Annotated in this window: 8 protein-coding genes; 7 read left to right on the top strand and 1 reads right to left on the bottom strand. The window is 57.2% G+C overall.

Features of this window, described 5'->3' with window-relative positions:
* Nucleotides 1–4 precede the first annotated feature (4 nt).
* The 3 genes from GSQ91_RS07510 to GSQ91_RS07500 are packed head-to-tail and all read left to right on the top strand — an operon-like array spanning nucleotide 5 to nucleotide 2,885.
* A complete protein-coding gene (locus GSQ91_RS07510) occupies nucleotides 5–1,222 on the top strand; it encodes an efflux RND transporter periplasmic adaptor subunit (RefSeq protein WP_158820713.1) in 1,218 nt (405 codons plus the stop codon).
* The gene (locus GSQ91_RS07505) at nucleotides 1,219–2,673 is read left to right on the top strand and encodes an efflux transporter outer membrane subunit (protein ID WP_256370369.1); all 1,455 of its coding nucleotides are present in this window, start codon (nucleotides 1,219–1,221) and stop codon (nucleotides 2,671–2,673) included. Before GSQ91_RS07510 ends, GSQ91_RS07505 begins: the two co-directional genes overlap by 4 nt.
* A 32-nt stretch (nucleotides 2,674–2,705) precedes the next feature.
* Nucleotides 2,706–2,885: a hypothetical protein gene (locus GSQ91_RS07500; protein WP_158820711.1), complete on the top strand. Its 180-nt coding sequence runs from the start codon at nucleotides 2,706–2,708 to the stop codon at nucleotides 2,883–2,885.
* Nucleotides 2,886–3,044: 159 nt separating this feature from the next.
* Here GSQ91_RS07500 and GSQ91_RS07495 read toward each other — a convergent pair whose 3' ends face one another.
* Nucleotides 3,045–6,671, bottom strand: coding sequence for an RICIN domain-containing protein (locus GSQ91_RS07495; protein ID WP_158820709.1), 3,627 nt, complete (start codon nucleotides 6,669–6,671; stop codon nucleotides 3,045–3,047).
* Nucleotides 6,672–7,275: 604 nt separating this feature from the next.
* Between GSQ91_RS07495 and GSQ91_RS07490 the strand changes: the two genes are divergently transcribed.
* From GSQ91_RS07490 to GSQ91_RS07475, 4 genes are all read left to right on the top strand, one after another.
* The gene (locus GSQ91_RS07490) at nucleotides 7,276–10,299 is read left to right on the top strand and encodes a sensor histidine kinase (protein ID WP_158820707.1); all 3,024 of its coding nucleotides are present in this window, start codon (nucleotides 7,276–7,278) and stop codon (nucleotides 10,297–10,299) included.
* Entirely contained in the window at nucleotides 10,296–10,937 is a 642-nt protein-coding gene (locus GSQ91_RS07485) for a response regulator transcription factor (RefSeq protein WP_158820705.1), read from the top strand. Before GSQ91_RS07490 ends, GSQ91_RS07485 begins: the two co-directional genes overlap by 4 nt.
* A gap of 231 nt (nucleotides 10,938–11,168) precedes the next feature.
* Entirely contained in the window at nucleotides 11,169–13,664 is a 2,496-nt protein-coding gene (locus tag GSQ91_RS07480; RefSeq protein ID WP_158820703.1) for a beta-galactosidase, read from the top strand.
* A gap of 470 nt (nucleotides 13,665–14,134) precedes the next feature.
* A complete protein-coding gene (locus tag GSQ91_RS07475; RefSeq protein ID WP_158820701.1) occupies nucleotides 14,135–17,482 on the top strand; it encodes a TonB-dependent receptor in 3,348 nt (1,115 codons plus the stop codon).
* Nucleotides 17,483–17,524 lie beyond the last annotated feature (42 nt).

Below are 17,524 nucleotides of genomic sequence, written 5' to 3'. Positions count from 1 at the left end.
TGCCATGACACAGAACCAGTCGAATCATCTGCCATCTAACAACCCGACCCCCTCAGAAGCTCAGGCACCTGATCGCACCCCAAAGGGGCGGCCCCTCATCCTCGGAGCCATCGCCGTCATAGTGATTGGACTGGCCATCTTCGGGGGAATTCATACTCGTGTGCAGGCGGAGGCCCAACTCAACCAGGTTGCGAAGGCCTCTGCAATCCCGTTTGTAGACGTGATCTATCCAAAGACGGGCTCGAATGCGGAAGAGATCCAATTGCCCGGCAATACCCAGGCCTTCAACGACACTCCTATCTATGCCAGGACCAGTGGATATGTGAAGCAGTGGTACGTCGATATCGGGGCACACGTAAAACAAGGGCAGCTTCTTGCCGTCATCGAGACGCCGGAACTCGATCATCAGCTTGCTCAGGCCCGAGCAGAACTGAAAAACGCGCAGGCAAATCTGCAGATATCGGAGATCACCGCGAAGCGTTGGCAGAACCTGCTCAAAACAAATGCTGTCTCGCAGCAGGAGACCGACCAGGCTGTTAGTGATCTCAGTTCGAAACAGGCACTCGTTGACTCCAGCAAAGCCAACGTCGACCGGCTTGAACAACTACAATCCTTCGAACGCATCACGGCCCCTTTCAGCGGCATTATTACGGTGCGCAATACCGACATTGGGGCATTGATACAAGCCGGTGACAATAGCGCGCCAAAGGAGCTCTTTCACCTGGCAGCCATCCAGAAGTTGCGCGTCTATATACCAGTCCCAGAGGTCTATGCAGGGTCGATCAAAACGGGCGATAGCGTAAACCTGACATTGGACGCCTTTCCAAACGACGAGTTCAAAGGGACGCTCGTTCGGAATGCGGATGCCATTGATGCAACCTCCCGCACCCTGAATGTGGAGGTCGATGTGGACAATCCCTCGGGCAAGTTGTTCCCGGGCGCCTATGCCTTCGTACACCTCAAGGTCCCATCGAGTGTTGGCGCGGTCACCATCCCCTCAAACACCCTTCTCTTTCGGTCGGAGGGTCTGCGAGCGGGAGTCGTGCGAAACGGACACATCGAATTGGTTCCGATCACAATCGGACAGGACTATGGAAGCTCGGTCGAAGTACTGTCGGGCCTGTCCCCAAAAGATGCGATCGTTATCAATCCCTCCGATTCCCTGGCGAACAATACCCCGGTTCAGATTGAGAACAACGCCAAGACGGGAGCACGGCAGTGAAACGTCAAATCTTATTGTCCGCAAGCGTGGCTGTTCTGCTTTTATCCGGATGCATGGTTGGACCGAAATACGTCAAGCCGGTAGCACCCGTACCTCCAGGCTTTAAAGAAACGACAGAATGGAAAGAAGGAGATGGTTGGAAGGTCGCGCAGCCTGACGATGCGAGCTTCCGAAACAAATGGTGGGAGGGGTATGGTGATGCCAAGTTAAACGAGTTGGAGGAGCAGGTCGAGCCTTCCAATTACTCGTTAAAGATCGCTGAAGCAAACTTTCGTCAGGCCCGCGCCACAATTCGCTTCAACCGAGCGGCAGAAGCTCCTTCCATCGGGACGTCTCCAAGTGTTTCTTCGGTTCGTAGCTCGGCAAACCAGCCTTATTTTCCTTCGTCGCAGGTTAACAACGGATCGGGAGAGTTTACCCTTCCGGTTGACCTCTCCTATGAGATCGACCTCTGGGGGCGTGTTCGTCGCACGGTCGCAGCCTCGCGGGAGCAGGCACAAGCCAGCGCCGCCGACCTTGCCACCGTGCGGCTTAGCCTTCACGCTGAACTAGCGATCGACTATTTCGAAGTCAGAAGCGCCGATGCACAGGAGAAGCTGCTTACCGATACGGTGAAGGCGTATAGCCAGGCGCTGGATCTGACCAAAGACCGTTTTGTAGGAGGAGCGGCTCCAAAGTCAGACGTGGCCCAGGCTCAGACTCAACTCGATCAGGCGCGTGTGCTTGCTTCAGACATTAAAGTTCAGCGGGCGCAATACGAGCACGCGTTGGCTATTCTCATCGGAAAGCCTCCTGCCGAATTCAATCTGCCGGTGATCCCCCTCAATCTCCAACCACCTTCGCTGCCGGCTTTTCCCGTGTTCCTTCCAGCCCAACTCCTGGAACGTCGCCCTGACATTGCCGCAGCCGAACGCAGAATGGCTGCGGCCAACGAGCAGATAGGAATCGCGAAGGCCGCCTATTACCCTACGGTCAATCTGGCCGCCATCGCAGGGTTGGAGGGAACGTCGCTCCTGAACTGGTTCAACTGGCCTAGTCGATTTTGGGCCGTGGGGCCCAACTTTTCGGAGACGCTCTTCGATGGCGGAAGACGTAATGCGACTTCGGAGATAGCTCTCGCTGGATACGACGGTTCTGTCGCAACCTATCGCCAGACCACTTTGGGAGCATTTCAAGAGGTCGAAGACAATCTCGTCGTCCTGCATGTCCTGAATACTGAATCCGAGCAGCAGCACTCCGCGACAGCGTCTGCCGAAGAGGCGCTGCATTTATTCGAGAGTCGGTACGAGGGAGGAGTCGATACCTATCTTCAGGTGGTGACCTCACAGACTGTCGCTCTCTCAAATGAGAGGAACGATATCGACATTATGAGAAGAAGACTCGAAGCGAATGTACTGCTCGTCAAAGCACTAGGAGGTGGTTGGGATGTGGGTGCCCTGCCTAAAGTGTAGGTTCTGGTACAGACTTTCGGAATGAGCGAGGGATGGAACATGACCAGCGGATCAAGGAGTTTTTCGCATCGCTCGACGCTCACGCGCAATTCAGGGCCGTCCATGCGGCGGCCCCGCTCTCCTCGACGCGGGGCCACGGCACACATACATTGGCTGCTATTTGGAAGGACTACCTTGTGGAGTTGCTGGCTGAGTCGGAGCCGAAGCACTAAAGTTTGTCGCGAAGCTTTTCTGTGACATGTTCAAACTTCAAGCGATTCGGCGCATTCTGCCAGCCAATATGCATCTCCAAACGTGGAATGCCGGCACCGCCTTTCGTTTTGACTGGGCAGCCCTCTCGGGCTGCCCCAACGACTCGCTTTTGCCTCTCGCTACTGCACAACCAGAGTGATCGGAACAGTTGCTGTCTGGCCGCCATCAGTGGCAGTTACGGTGACGGTGCTGGTACCGGTAGGAGTCCCGCTGGTGCCGCCTCCACCATTGCCACTGTTGTTGCTCCCATTGCATGCGGTCATCATCATGCCAGCGGAGAGCAGCAACAGGAGCAGAAATAACCGTTGCCATTGCCGCTTTCTAGCGGCGAACAATCCACCGATCGCCAACAGGCCGGGTAGCGCAAGAGCATACATTGTCTGCGCCTTGCCACCCTTTGCCGGTAATACCAGAGCCGCACTGGCACCGGTTGTAGTGATTTGAAGGGTCGATGTATTGGAACTGCTCAGAGCGCTGGGGTTACAGGAGGCTCCCGCCGGCAGACCGGAGCAGGTGAAGGTAACAGAGCCGTTGGCAAAATTCGCCACAGTCAGCGTGGTTGAACCGGAGCCACCCGGCGAAGAGATAGTTATCGTAGTTGAGCTTGCCGTGACCGTGGGTGATGGAGCGGGAACGATAGTGATAGCGAGGCTCGTCGATGCGGTTGAGGGTGTGCTCTCAGCGTCGGAGACCTGTACCGTGAAGTTGCCCGTGCCAGCCTGCGTCGGAGTGCCCGAGATGACGCCCGTACCGGTGTTGAGAGTCAGCCCGGGCGGAAGGCCGCTGGGGATACTCCAGGTGTACGGCGGAACGCCGCCGGTAGCTGCGAGCGTTACCGAATAGGTTGCTCCCACTGTGCCATTCGGCAGACTGGTCGTGGTGATGGATATGGGCGGGGCGGCGACCGAGAAGGAAGCCATTGCGCCACCCAGAGCAGGACTGCTGGCCGAGAGGGAATAGACACCGGGTACGTTCAGAGGAACACCGCCCAGGTTGAAGCTGGCTACACCCGCGGAGCTTGAAGCCGTTGAAGCAGCCTGGCTGAACCCTGAAGGACCTGTAACAGTCAGCGTCACGGTTTCCGACGGAGATCCAATGAGCACCCCGGCCGTATTCTGAACATCGACATTGATTGTGCCGAGGTTGCCTCCGGCAGGAACGGACGTGGGTGGTGCGGAAGCAAACGCCAACATCGCCGGGGTGCTTGACGCGGTGATATGGGCGGGAACGATCTGCCATAGTTGTCCCTGGTTCGCGGGCACCATCCAATCGCCGTTGGAGGGGGATGCCGGCGTCTGCTGCTGGATCGCGGATCCGGCTAAGGTAAGGACGAGACCGCTGTTCTTGTTAACGATCATGTAGTAATCCCCGGTCGCTGTCAGGGGCGGGTTTGTGCAGTTGGCCGGTATGTCGCCGCAGTTTCCGACTGACATGATGTCCCACTCCTGGCTGGCATTTGCGCCGGTGAGCGCGGTCACGTCAGCTGTTTCGGAATTCTGCACCACAGGGCTGTCGGTGGCGGTGACGCCACCGTTGTCGAGGACGTTGATTCCTCCTGTTTGGTTTCCGTTGACGATCTGGAAATAGCCATCGCCCAGGTTGTTCATCAGGATAGTGCCGTTCGATCCGCTCGTGCCGTTGTACGCAGGCCCTCCGTACTGTTCGACATTGGCGCCCTGGGCCAGAATCTGCCATTGCTGATTCTGGCTCACGATCCCGGTATAGGTGGCCGCATCGAGCGGTGCGTTGGGAGCGGTCGATGCCAGCGCTGTTTCCAGAATGCTGCCGTTGACCGCACTCACCAACATGTAGTTGAGCGTGGGGTCTGTTTTGCCGCCCAGGCCCATCATTGCCGGTAACGTGGCATTGTCGAGAGGAGCTTCACCAGGCCCACTGCCGGCCACCGCCGAGGTCGAGTTATCGAAGAGCCCTAGCTGAGCGCTAAGCCAGTACTGGCCCGGGTTACCGTTGCCTGTACCAGAGTAGGCATCTCCGCTCATGGGCGTTGACTCGCAAGCCCAGCAGTCCATGCCCATGCCCATGTGGTTGGTAGCGTTATGCTGCACGGTCTCGAGGTCGATATAGTATTCACGCTCAAATTCCCGGCTCGCAGGATTAGGCGTGATATTCAACTGGCTCCCATAGTAATCGTCCAGCGGAGTGTCACCGCCGACATTGGTGTATGCCACGCCGTCCTCGGCGGTGAATACGGGATATCCAGCGCCTGGATCCGCTATTTCGGCGTTCATCGTTGTCTCTTCAATGTTCTGCGGGGTCTTGAAGCTGTTGTTCGTGTCGCCGTGAGGCGAGTAGTTGTACTGTGCCTGCGTCATAGGGCCGTCCCAGCCGGGATAGAAGCTCTGGCAAGCGACATCGATGGGAAGGTTGGCACTCTTCGGTCCCTTGAAAAACGTGTCCAGGGCCGGAGTGCCGTCAATATCGATGCAGCGGAGGGGCACCGCCACGGGCGACCCAAGAATTGGGTTTGAGATGTCGGTTGCGGCATCGGCTACGGCCTGCAATCCCGCCAACTGGAAAGCAGTGGCTGCGGCCGACATGGTAGGCCCGTTTGGCGTGTAGTTGCTGCCGTCGAGATTGGTGAACAGGCCGAGATTGGCCTCATTTCCCAGGGCAACCAGATCTGGCATAGCACCAGCAGCGCGATAGAACTCGAGCAACTGCTTGACGTAGTTGTAGACGAGGAATTGGCCGTTGCCTCCGTTCGGATTCTCCGGAGAGCCTTCCAGAGAGGCGAGGGGCTGATTGACCCAATTGCCAGGATTGCTGCCACCGTTGCCATCGTAGAAGAGATTGAGGAAGACCGACATTCCCAGCTTCTTCGCGCGCACTGCCAGGTCAACACCGGACCAGTCTGACTCGACGGCACCATATCCCGGATTCGTCAGCGCAAAAACCTGGCTCGTCTTGTTAATCGGGAAGGTTGTCGAGGTGCCGGGGGCGAGGGTGTATTTGGTATAGGGGCCGGTTGACATCGAGTAGGTGAGGCTTCCGTACTGGTACGTAGTGCTGATCGAAGCTGGGCGAATGCGGATGGCGTTCAACCCAGCGTTCTTGAAGATTTGCAGCATGTCCTGTCCGGGAAGATAGGCATCGTGCCACCAGGGAAGGTTCGCGGTATTCTCAGCCGGCGTGGAGCGGTCGTACTCTTCCACTTCAGCGGTAGACATGTCGTTTCCGCGCCAGTATGCAACGCGGAACAACCATTGCTGACTAACTGTGGGAGGACCGGAGAGCGGAGTTTGATTTAGTTGCGCTCCAACGGATGTGGACTCGCCGACGCTATCCAGCACATTCCCGGTGGCGACGTTGGTGATCGCGTTATAACCATTGTTCACATAGGTGAAAGTCCATTCCTGTGACGGGGTGTTGATGGTGCAAGGATTCTGGACAGTTAAAACGGAGCCGCCGGCAGAAGAGCTGTCCAGGCAGAGATTGTTCTCGATGTTGCTGAATTTCCAGTTGCCATCGGGCATCTTGGTGAATGCCCACCTCTGGCTCAGGCTGGAGAAGCTTCTTGTCTCCTGAAGTATCTTGTCGCCAGCCGTCACGGAATTGCTGTTGAGATCCATCTGCAAGCCGGAGACTCGATTGATGAGGTAATAGGTTTCGCCATTGATCGGGCTTGGATCAACTGGTTCCGGTGGTTGAACGATCTGGGCTCGAACGAGATGCGCACAGAAAAGACTGAGGAGGCATATCGCAAGACCAATCCGTGGTCTGATCATTCGTCTGAAGCTAGGCAAGTTTAACCCCGGCACTTTGTCACTGCTCTTGATCACGCAATCTGGATTTTGCATTGAATGTTCCTTCTGCTTCTGCAGGGATCGCTCGACGCCACAGAAGTTCACGAGGGTTACTGGGAGAAGCAAACGAATACTATTTTCGCGATGGTTACTCTTGCATCCGCCTAAAGTAGGACAACCCTAAAAGAATTAAAAATGTGGACTTTACCTCAGAGTCTGTCTGAAAACTGGTTGCCTGGCGCAAGAGTTGATGAGCAAAGACGATATGGATCATGGTTTTAGCGAGGCATGGAGTAGTGTGCCGTCATATCTCGACGTCCTGCATCGAGCGAATCAAACTCACTCTGAGAAGGCACATCCGGCGGCACACCTACTCACGAATGCCTATTCCAGAAACCCGATAAGCCATCAAGTCGTTTTGGATGTGTTTGTGTCTTACTGCAATTTCTGCAAATCCATACGAGCACTCGTAGAGCGCACCAGAGAGGGACGCCATGTTGCGACCTTTCTAAGACGATTTATGGCCGCTTTTTCAAAGCTGTCCTATGGCGAGGAAGATTTGCTCTAGTATGTGTGGGGTATGTGGATGGTACGTCGGTTTGCGCTGGTGGCGGTTTGTCTGGGGGCATGGTGTGCTCTGCCGGCGTGGCCACAGGTAGCGCCTGAGTCAACGCAGGCGCTACCTGCGCAGCAGCAGTTTGAATACACGCGGACGCTTTGGCGGATCAGCGATGGACTGCCGGAAGACACGGTGCAGGCGATCGTGGAGTCGAGTGGTGGTGTCCTGTGGATTGGGACGACAGGTGGGCTGACGCGCTTCGATGGGTCACATATGGAGGTGCCGGCGCGGGCACAGCCGTTACTCGCGAACAGCATCTTTACGCTTACATTCGGCAGGGATGGAAGCCTATGGGCCGGCACTGAGGGGGGTGGCCTGCTGCGACTGCGGAACGGATTGGTAAAGGCCTACTCCTTCTCTGAAGGACTGACGGACGGGTTTGTGCGCAAGGTGTTTGAAGACAGTCGCGGAAGGTTGTGGGTGGGAACCGATGATGGATTGTTCGTGATGGACGCTGCCTCGACAGGTGAGAGGTTGCGACGAGTGGATGTGGGAGCGATTGCGCCACAGGCGGTGCACTCGATTACGGAGGACAAGACGGGCAGGATCTGGGTGGGGGGATCGAGACTGATTGCGCTCGATCCCGATGGGACGGAACGAGAGTTTGCGCTTCCAGGAGCCTATAGCCAGAATCGCGTGAAGAGTGTGCTTGAGACACGTGATGGCAGGCTGTGGGTGGGAACGGTGGGAGGATTGCAATATCTGGAGAAGGGAAAGTTTCATACGGTGTCGGGAATTAGAGCGACGGTGCGAACGCTGCTCGAGTCAAGCGATGGGACGCTATGGATTGGCACGATTGGCGATGGCGTGTGGACGTTACATACCGAATCCGGACATAGCGATACGCTGCGGCGAATAAGTGGTCAGGGACTGCTGCCGAGCGAAACGGTGTTGTATCTGTTTGAAGACGATCAGCGGCAGATATGGATTGGGACCCAGGCGGGGTTGGTGCGATTGAACAAAACTCCCGTGCGTGTGGTTGCGTTGCCCGAGAGCGGCGATCCGGATTTTGGGACGATCTCGGGAGATGAGCACGGCGATGTTTGGGTGGCGGCGCAGAATCTGTATTTGATTCGCAAGAATGTGGCGCGACGAGTGACCTATGGTGGGCTGACCAATATCAAGGTGCGGAATGTGTATCGGGCACGGGATGGAGCGCTGTGGATTGGCACGGATGGGAGTGGTGCGTATCGGGTAGACGGAGATGAGGTGCGGCACTATACGGCTCCGGCAGAGTTGACGAACAACTTCATACGCGGGTTTCTGGAGAGTCGTGATGGGGTGATGTGGATTGCGACGGATGAGGGCGTGAGCCGGATCGGCGCGGACGGGGCGAAGAAATTTACCGAAGCGAATGGGCTGGCGTTCTTCAGCACGCGAAGCCTGTTGCAGGACAGCGGCGGGAGCTTGTGGATTGGGACCGATCATGGATTGAGCCGGTGGACGGGCGGGGGGTTCGAGCAGGATGTGGCGACAGTGGCGTTGGCTCGGGACCAGGTTTGGTCGATCCTGGAGGACCGGAGCGGTGCACTGTGGTTCGGGACAAGAGATCACGGGTTGTTCCGATATCGCGCGGGACAGGGTATCGCTAAGGGCAGCTTGCAACAGTTCACGGTTTCGGAGGGACTGCCGTCGAATAGCGTGTATCAGGTGCTGCAGGATCGCACGGGAAGGTTCTGGGTAACAGGGCCGAATACGATTGCGTCGGTGGCGGAGACGGAGATGGAGCGGGCATCGAGCGCAGGGCAGCCCTTGAGTGTGCAGACGTATAGGATGCCGTTTGGAGCGGATGGAGCGCAGATGTATGGAGGGCGGCAGCCAGCGGGGTATCTTGCCCCGGATGATAGCGTGTGGTTCCCAACGAGCCGAGGGGCGGCCCATTTGGCGAGAGTGGAGACAGCTGCGGAACCGGCTCCGAGAGCGTCTGTGGATGAGGTAATCGAGGATGGACAGAGTGTTGCGCCTCATGGGCCGCTGAAGGTCGCGGCGAATGTGGTGCGGCTAAGCTTCGCGTTTACTGTGATCTCGTTGCGACCGCAGGAGGGGGTGCGGTTTCGCTACAAACTGGAGGGCTTCGATGCGAATTGGAATGCCGCGGGGGCGAGCCGGGAAGCGACCTATACAAATCTGCGTGCAGGGAGTTACAGGTTTAGAGTGCGGGCGTTCAACACGGCGAACCCGGAGAGTGTGAGTGAGTTCGATCTGGTGTTGGTGAAGGCTCAGGTGTTTTACGAGACGTGGTGGTTCTATGCATTGTGCTGTGTGACCGTGTTGGCGATTGCGTGGAGCCTGTACCAGGTGCGTGTGCGCGGGATGCGGACACGATTTACGGCGGTGCTGGAGGAGCGGAGCCGTCTTGCGAGGGAGATGCATGACACGGTGATCCAGGGATGCGCGGGGATCTCGGCGCTGCTGGAGGCGATGGCAAGCACTCAGGAACTGAAGGCGGGCAGTGATCAGCTTGCAACGAAGGATGGCTTGCTGGAGGTTGCGCGGGTGCAGGCGCGGGCGACGATCGACGAAGCTCGGCAGGCGATCTGGAATATGCGGCATGAGCCAGAGAAGGACGTGGATTTGATTGCGGCCTTGAAAGGGGTGGCCGCGCAGACGACAAGAGAGTCTGAGTCCGGAGAGGCAGGGACAGTCGTGGCATTTGAGCATGATGTGGAGCGGATGGTCGTAGGGGCATCGGTGGCGCACGAGATTTTGATGACGGTGCGGGAAGCGGTCTACAACTCAGTGCAGCATAGCCGGAGCGGAAGGGTGGAGATGCAGTTGAAGATGCGCGGTGACGAGCTGGTGATCGGCATCGAGGATAAAGGATGCGGGTTTGCAACGGATAGAGAGCATGTGACAGCGGAGGGGCACTACGGGATTGTGGGGATGCGGGAGCGCGTGCAGCGGCTGGGGGGACGGATGGAATTAACAAGTGCGCGAGGAGTTGGGACTCGGGTGCAGTTGCGACTTAGAGTGAGAGGGGATAGCAGATGAGTGTTGCAGATGGGGAACTGAAAAAGATACGGGTTTTGATCGTGGACGATCATCCGATCATGCGGGTGGGGGTTGCTGCGATCTTAGCTGCGCAGCCAGACCTGCAAGTCGTGGCGCAGGCGGGGACCGCCGCTGAGGCGGTGCGGCTATTTGCGGCGGAGAGACCGGATCTGACGCTGATGGATTTGCGGCTTCCGGATAAGAGTGGCGTGGAGGCGATACGGGCGATACGGGCGATATCCCCGAAGGCAAAGATCGTCGCTCTGACGACGTATGAGGGTGATGAAGATATTCATCAGGCACTGGAGGCCGGAGCGCAGGGATATCTGATCAAAGGCATGCCTCATGACGCGCTGGTGAAGGCGCTGTACAGGGTTCACGCGGGGCATCGGTTTCTGCCGCAGGTGGTGAGTCAGGCACTGTCGTCGCGTGTGCCGGGATCGCATTTGAGCCAGCGCGAGCAGGAGGTGCTGCAGTTGCTGTTTGCGGGAAAGAGCAATCGCGAGATCGCGGAGGAGTTGGCGATCAAAGAGGCGACGGTGAAGTCGCATGTGAGCGTGATCCTGATGCGGTTGAACGTGAGCGACCGGACGCAGGCTGTAGTGGAGGGCTTGAAGCGGGGGTTGGTGCATCTGTAGGGACACCGGTTAGGTAAAAACAAAATGAGCGCAGTCCGACTTTCGTTGGATTCGCGAGGTAGGGTGGAAATCCTATAGTTCCTGATGCTGTGCTGCCTGGGTTTACTGCGGCGTGAGCGAAGTGCGGAACAAATGCCTGTGCAGCGTGACGGTTCGATGACACGTGTGAGGCTAGCTGCCTATGCACGACGCGTACATGCGATTACGAATCCATTTCGGAAGGAAAGAACGATGAGAAAGATTTGGATGAGGACGGTTGTGATCGCGGGGCTGGCGGTCGTGGTGGGGATACAGGCGCGCGCGCAGAACTTGATTTCGATCGATGCGACGGCGCCGATGGTGGCGCCACAGCCGGTGGCGGCTAAGTTGGGAGCTTCACGTAATCCGCGGGGACAGGTAATTGGGGTCAACTCGCAGTACCTGACGCTGGATGGCAAGCCGTGGCTTCCGGTGATGGGGGAATTTCAATACTCACGCTATCCGGAGGAGGAGTGGGAACAGGAAATTTTGAAGATGAAGGCCGCCGGAGTGCAGGTGATCGAGATGTACATCATCTGGAATCATCATGAGGAAGTCGAAGGGCAATTCGACTGGACGGGCCGGCGCGATCTGCGCAAATTTGTAGAGCTATGCGCCAAGCATGGGATGGATGTGTATCCGCGCATTGGGCCATGGGCGCATGGCGAGGTGCGGCATGGAGGATTTCCGGATTGGGTGCTGAAGAACGGCCCGGTGCGGCAGAACGATCCCGTGTACCTGAAAGAGGTACAGAGCTTTTATGCACAGATCGGGGCGCAGTTGAAGGGCGAGTTGTGGAAGGATGGCGGGCCGGTGATCGGGATCCAGTTGGAGAACGAGTATCGCGAGGGACCCGCAGGGTCGGGCCGGGGGTCGGAGCATATCCGGAAGTTGAAAGAGATGGCGATTGCGGATGGGCTGGACGTGCCGCTGTATACGGTGACAGGATGGGATGGCGCAGCGGTTCCGTTGGATGCAGTGTTGCCGACGTTTGGCGGGTATCCGGATGCGCCCTGGCAGGGCACGAACAAGCCTCTCTATGGCAATGAGATTTATGCGTTCCGGTTCAGGAACCGCGTTGCGGGAAACATGGGAGCCGTAGGCGGGGGCGGACAGAATGCGGCGGCGAGTTATAAGAACACGCCGTTTTTAACAGCGGAAGTAGGCGGCGGGGGGCAGGATACCTACTTCCGGCGGCCAGCCTTTGATGCGGACGACATTGCGGCGATTGCGCCGGTGATGCTGGGTAGCGGTGTGAATCTGTTGGGGTACTACATGTTCCACGGTGGCGTGAACCCGGATAGCGGGTCGATCACGCTGGAGGAGTCGCAGCGAGCAGGCGATGCGACGGATGTGCCGGAAAAGTCGTATGACTTTCAGTCGCCACTGGGAGCGTTTGGGCAGGAGCGCGAGTCCCTGCGGAAGATGAAACTGGTGCATTATTTTTTGAATGACTTTGGAGCGGAGCTGGCTCCGATGATGACACATGCCCCAACGGAGGTGCCGAGTGGGCCGAAGGATACGAGTGTGGCGCGCGTGGCGGCGAGGACCAATGGCGAGGCCGGATTTGTATTTGTGAACAACTATGTACGCGGGGTGACGATGCCCGAGCGTAAGGGCTTTCAGGTGGAGTTGAAGCTTCCGAAAGAAGTGGTGAAAGTTCCGGAGGAGCCGATCGACCTGCCGGCGGGAGCGTATGGAATCTGGCCGGTGAATCTGCCGCTGCGCGGGGTGGCGACTGAGAAGCGAGCGACGCTGCGATACAGCACAGCACAGTTGTTCAAGCGCGTGGAGACGGGTGGGCAGGCCTATTATTTTTTCTTTGCGCTCCCGGGTGTGAGCGCGGAGTTTGCGCTGGATGCGGGCGTAAAGGTGACGGGTGTTTCAGGACCTCTGGAGACGAGCCGCTCGGAGTCAGGTGTAACGTTGCGTGTGCGCGGTGCGGGCACATCTGAGGCTGAGGTGAGGCTCGACGGCGGAGTGCGGCTGGTGCTGTTGCCGGAGGTCGAAGCCGAGCAGGTGTGGCGCGGGGACGATCCATCGATGCTGCTGTTGACGAAGTCCGATGCGTTCTCCGATGGAGCGCGATGGACGCTGCAGTCGGATGATCCCACGATGAAGTTTGGGCTGTGTGGAGAGGTGAAGCCGGGCGCTGAACAGAAGATTGCGCGGAATGGGAAAGACGGTGTTTTTGTCGAGTACGGCGCGGTGCTGCCAAAGATAGAACTGAAGGCGACAGTGACGAAGGTGCAGGAGGCGAAGCCGCGCGAGCCGTGGACGTTGGGTCCGAAGCTTTCATGGAGACCGAATGCACTGCCGATCAAGCCGGAGGTGTCGGAGTTTGCGGGGGCGGCGACGTGGAGAATCGAGGTGCCACCTGTGCCGGCGGGGGCGGAGGTGTCGGATGTGTGGTTGAAGATCGACTACCAGGGCGATGAAGCGCGGCTATCGGAGGGGAAGCGGTTGATCGATGACGACTTCTGGAACGGGCTGTCGTGGACGGTGGGGTTGAAAGAGGCACTGCCGGATTGGCGGAGCGCGGGCAGGACATTGGAGTTGCGGGTATTGCCGCTGCCGAAGACGTATCCGATGTATCTCGAGAAGGCGGATGCGCTGCACTTCGATGCTGGGGAAGTGGCGGACACGCTATCGCGTGTGAACCTTATTCCGCAGTATCAACTGGTGCTAAATGTGGCGGATCAGAGATAGGTGCCGGTCGGAGTCCTCTAGTCGCATTGCATCGCACCTACGCTTGACGATGGGAGCGGCAATGCGGCACGTCGGTATAGAAGCTGTCTGCAAAGCTTGTCGATATCAATCGCCAAAAAAACGGGATTTAATGCGTCGTTCTATCGGAAATTGGACCCTAAACAGGTTCTCTCTACCCGGCCCAAAGAGTTCCAGACCGTTCGAAGATCACTTGCATGAATAAATCGCTACCAATCCAACTTTTGGCGGATTCGAGTAATTGTTGTGCGCGCCTATAGTGGGGTCGCAATCGGGCACGGTATTTTCGAGTCGGTCTAGGGTACTGGCTGAAACATCGCGAGCCTGATGAGAGCACGAAAGATGGGTGGATACGCAGAGATTCCCCAGCGAAATGAAGACGGTTACGACGGCAGGCCACTCGCTGCCAATCGAATCCTTGATTTGATTTTGCTTGAAAGAAGAGGCTAGGAATGAAAAGTTCTATTCACTATTTGTTGCGGACGCTCACCTTGATGCTGTTCGGGATTTCTGCCACCATGGCGCTTGGCCAGGGTACGAGCGCGAGTCTCACTGGCCAGGTGACCGACCCCACCGGAGCTGTCGTCCCAAATGCGACGGTTACCGCCAAAAACACGGACACGAACCTGGTCCAAACCAGGACCACCGACGCGAGCGGTGTCTATCTTATCAACCCTCTTCCGCCTGGAAGGTATTCACTAACCATTCAGGCGACGGGTTTTGCCGGTTACGTCCAGAAGGGAATCACACTCTCTGTCGATTTCGCTTCCACGCAAAACGTGGTGCTCAAGATTGGGAGTGAGAGCCAGACGGTTACGGTTACTTCCGATGCCGAGCTGATCAATACCACCACTCCTGAGTTGGGCATGACCGTCAACGAGCAGGCAATTTCTCAGTTGCCACTGAATGGCCGCGACCCCTCGTCTCTGGTTTTCCTTGCTCCTGGTGTCATCAACGCCAGCTTTGGCAACAGCTACCTCCAGAGCGGCTTCTCTTTCCCGACGGAAACAGGCGCAGCGGCAGGCGGCGGACGGCAGGGCAGCACTTACTACCTGTTGAACGGCGTACCCAACATGGATACTTATCTTGGCCTGGCTGCACCGTTCCCTAACGCCGATGCGACGGAAGAGTTCCGCATCATCACCAACAACTTCAGCGCCGCCTATGGTTTTGCGCCCGGCGCGGTGGTTAGCATCAATACCAAGAACGGCACCAACGAGTTCCATGGCGGTATGTTCGAGTTCCTGCGCGACCAGACTTTCAACGCCAAAAACTGGTTTAGCCACACCGTAGATCCTTTGCACCGCAATCAGTATGGCGGCTATGTGGGCGGCCCGGTTCTGAAGAATAGGCTATTCTTCTTTATCAATTACCAGGCAACGCGATCCGCGACCGCGGCAACTGCCAACTTCACCCAAACCCCCACCACCGCCATGCTCAATGGAGACTTCAGCGGATTATCGACGAACGGGCAAGAGACGTTGGCTGCTCCTTTTCATATGGTGAATGGGGTTCCTAACCAGATCAACCCTGCGCTCTTCAGCGCGGCAGCGGTTACCATTTCCAAAACAGCGCTGCCCCTGGGGCAACAGCCGGATGGCGGCGTCTATTACACAAGCGCTGCGACGATCAACAACTACGACGAGGGCACCGGCAGACTCGACTACGACATCTCTCCCTCGCAGCGGATCGCGGTGAGCAGCTTTGTTAATAATCTGAATCAACCCTCAGGCGATGTGCCCGGCAACATTCTGTCCTTGCTCGATCTGTCCCCTTACGGAGACACGTTTGGCGAAAGGATGCAGTACTTCAACGAGACTTTGAGCCATACGTGGGTCATCAATCCCAGCACGGTCAATGTGGCTTCGATCTTCTGGACTCAAATGTCCGCACATAATGGATCCGCAGCCCTGACCAGCACAGGTCAGCCATTCTGCTGGTCGAAATACATCAACGTCCAGGAACTTCCTGGCTCCTGCTCCGTCGAAGGCTTTACAGTCTCCGATGGCGGTTTCGAAACTGGCTACTACGAACCTTCTCAGGAAGTGCGCACGACCTACGGCTTCTACGACAACTTTACCAAGACTCTGGGAAGACATACTCTTCAGTTCGGAGTCAATATTCAGCACCAGTTCGCCGAAGAGTACACGCAGTACCCGACCGAGCCGGAGATCGACTTCAGCGGGCAATATACGAATAATGGGCTTGCCGACTTCCTTCTCGGCGATCTGTATTCAATCTTTCAGGGGGCTGGTGAGATTGCGGATGTCGCCGGTTGGCAGCCAGGTTTCTATGGGCAGGACCAATTCAAGTTGCGCCCGAATATCACTTTCACCGCCGGCCTACGCTGGGACCCGAACATTGCACCGCAGATTGCCAACGGACGAGCGGCAACGTTCGTACCGGGTCAGCAAAGTACTGTATATCCCAATGCTCCGACCGGGCTCGTATTTCCAGGAGACGCCGGGATAGGTAGCGGCCTGATGGCTACTACCTATGGCTACTATGAGCCACGCCTTGGCATTGCCTGGCAGCCCAAGGCGTTGCCCCAGACCTCCATTCGCGCGGGCTTCGGTCTGTTCACTTCCCCGATGATCTACTCGGCATATAACCATACTGCCGATAACAGTCCGTTCGCTCCGACGTTTACCTATCAGGGTACGACCACGCAGGGAAACACACCTGGGGTGCCGCTGTCCCTGCAGAATCCATGGGCTGGCTTTCCGGGAACGAACGGCCAAAGCCCGTTTCCGCCCTTCGCCTCGGTCTCTACTAAGCCGCCGGCGAGCGCGACCTTTACTCCAGGCCTTGAGATACCGGCGACGATCGCTCCCAACTTCAAGCTTGGAACTACGCAAAGCTGGAATATTTCGGTACAACAGGGGTTTGGTGCCAACATGGTCTTCACCCTGGCATATGTAGGCAGTGAAAGCTACCACCAGTCCACTGTCATTGATATGAACCCTGGGATTTACGCTACAGGCGGCACGCGTAGTATGTATCCTGCATTCGGCGCGATTCTCGATACTGTCAGCGTGGGCACGTCCAGCTATAACTCAATGCAGGCCTCGTTGGAGCGCAAGTTCTCCCACGGATTGCAATTCCAGTCCAACCTCACCTGGTCGAAGACGATAGACGATGCCAGTTCGTCGAATATCAGCTTCGGCACACCACAACTGCCTAATCCCTTCAACCTTCGGTATAACCGTGGTATCTCCCAGCAGAACTTCCCGATTGTGTCGGTAAGTAACTTTATCTATACCTCTCCTGCGTTGAGAGGACACAATCTGCTGATACAGGAGTTGCTGGGAAGCTGGGAGGTAAGCGGCGTCTATACCTGGATGTCTGGCCCCGGCTTTGGTGTCAGCGCCGGTCTCGATGGAAATAACAACTCAGGCTCTCTACAGAATGAGGACCGCGCTGACTTCGCGCCGGGACAAAACCTAAACGTACGTCGCGGCAGTGATATCCAGTGGACGCAAAATTACTTCAACATCAATGCATTCCAGGTGAACGCTCCGGGAACGTTTGGAAACACCCCGAAGAACTTCATACTGGGTCCCCCACAGCAGTGGGGTGACGCGGGCTTCGACAAGAACTGGAAGATCACCCAGAAGTACAACCTGCAATTCCGGTGGGAGATGTTCAATGTCTTCAACCATCCATCTTTTGCCGTCCCCAACTCGAGCAACCAGATCAGCGCGACAGGCGTGAACCAGGGCGGACAGGAAGGCCAGATTACGTCAACCGGTTTTGAGCCAGCTCGTGTACAACAGGGAGCCATCAAGTTCACCTTCTAATTCGAGCTTTACCTTCCAGTCCGGGCCATACTGGCCCGGACT

Origin of the sequence: Granulicella sp. S156 (genome assembly GCF_009766105.1) — a bacterium.
GTDB lineage: Bacteria > Acidobacteriota > Terriglobia > Terriglobales > Acidobacteriaceae > Granulicella.
This window is presented reverse-complemented; position numbering and strand designations above follow the sequence as displayed.